The organism is Actinoplanes siamensis (genome assembly GCF_016862395.1).
GTDB classification, from domain to species: domain Bacteria; phylum Actinomycetota; class Actinomycetes; order Mycobacteriales; family Micromonosporaceae; genus Actinoplanes; species Actinoplanes siamensis.
Genome location: NZ_BOMW01000145.1, coordinates 1 through 1052 on the forward strand (window position 1 = coordinate 1; position 1052 = coordinate 1052).

Sequence of the window (1052 nt, forward strand, 5' to 3'; positions counted from 1 at the left end):
CTGTTACACCACTTCCAGGGGCTTGACCTGTCGATCGGCCGCATGGAGACCCTCGCAGCCGCCCTCGACGAGGTGTGGCCGCTCCCGCGCTGGGCGAGCGACCTGACGGGGCCCAACGGGGAGGGACGCGGTGACATTCTTCGGTTCGCGGCCTTCACCGGCATGCGCTGGGAGGAGTTCGTCGCGTTGGATGACGAATCCGTCCTGCTGGAGGAGGAGACGATCCTGATGCACGACACCGCCACCGAGTCGGGCGGCCGGCGAGAGATCCGCCGAGTCCGCGATGGCGACAAACCGGGCAAGAGCCGCGCGGCAACCCGTTCACTCGCCATCGTCGAGCAGGTCATTCCTGTGATCAGGCGACTTCGGGCCGTCCGCCAGCGAGGCCTCACACTCGAGCCCGAACGCGAACAGCGCCGCCAGGCGCGCGGAGTCAAGCGTCCGCCGAACATGCCACTCGAAGAGCGGTGGACCCTCTTGATCCCCGGCGAAACCGGTGGCTACATGTCCTACGGCCACTTTCGCAAGAAGCTCGAGATGGCCCACAAACGCAGTGGCGTCGACTACACCGCGCACGAACTTCGGCACATCGCCGCATCGATCCTGATCTCCTCCGGGGCCAGCGACTATCAGATTCAGCAGCAGATGGGTCACGCCTCCGTTGCGGTGACCCGCAAAGTCTACGGACACCTGTTCAAGATCGACCGCACCGAACTGGCCCGGCGGGTCTCCGAGCGGATCGAGACGCTGACCGAGGCCGAGCTGGCTGAAGCCGAGAAGGCAGGCAACGGCGAGGCCGACGAGACCCGCGGCAAATGATGCTTACCTGAGCACACTCAACAGCAACGACCGCAAGATGGCGATCACCCCGGTGGTCGCCATCTTGCGGTTCCGGGGAGTTGACGTGAGTACCACCATCAACTTCCGCCACGCGTCAGCAGGGATCCACCGAAGTAGATACGAATGCGCGCGTGAGGGAATATTGAGGGAACGAGTGTGCACTTATCTCCCCAAGGAGATGCCGCGCGAGCATCTCACCAGGGGAAATATAT

Annotated in this window: 1 protein-coding gene; it reads left to right on the plus strand. The window is 64.0% G+C overall.

Going from position 1 to position 1052, the window contains the following annotated elements; translation table 11 throughout:
* Nucleotides 1–819 (plus strand): tyrosine-type recombinase/integrase (locus Asi03nite_RS37480; RefSeq protein WP_203685255.1); only part of this gene is annotated, 819 nt, incomplete at its 5' end.
* Between the last annotated feature and the right edge of the window lie 233 nt (nucleotides 820–1052).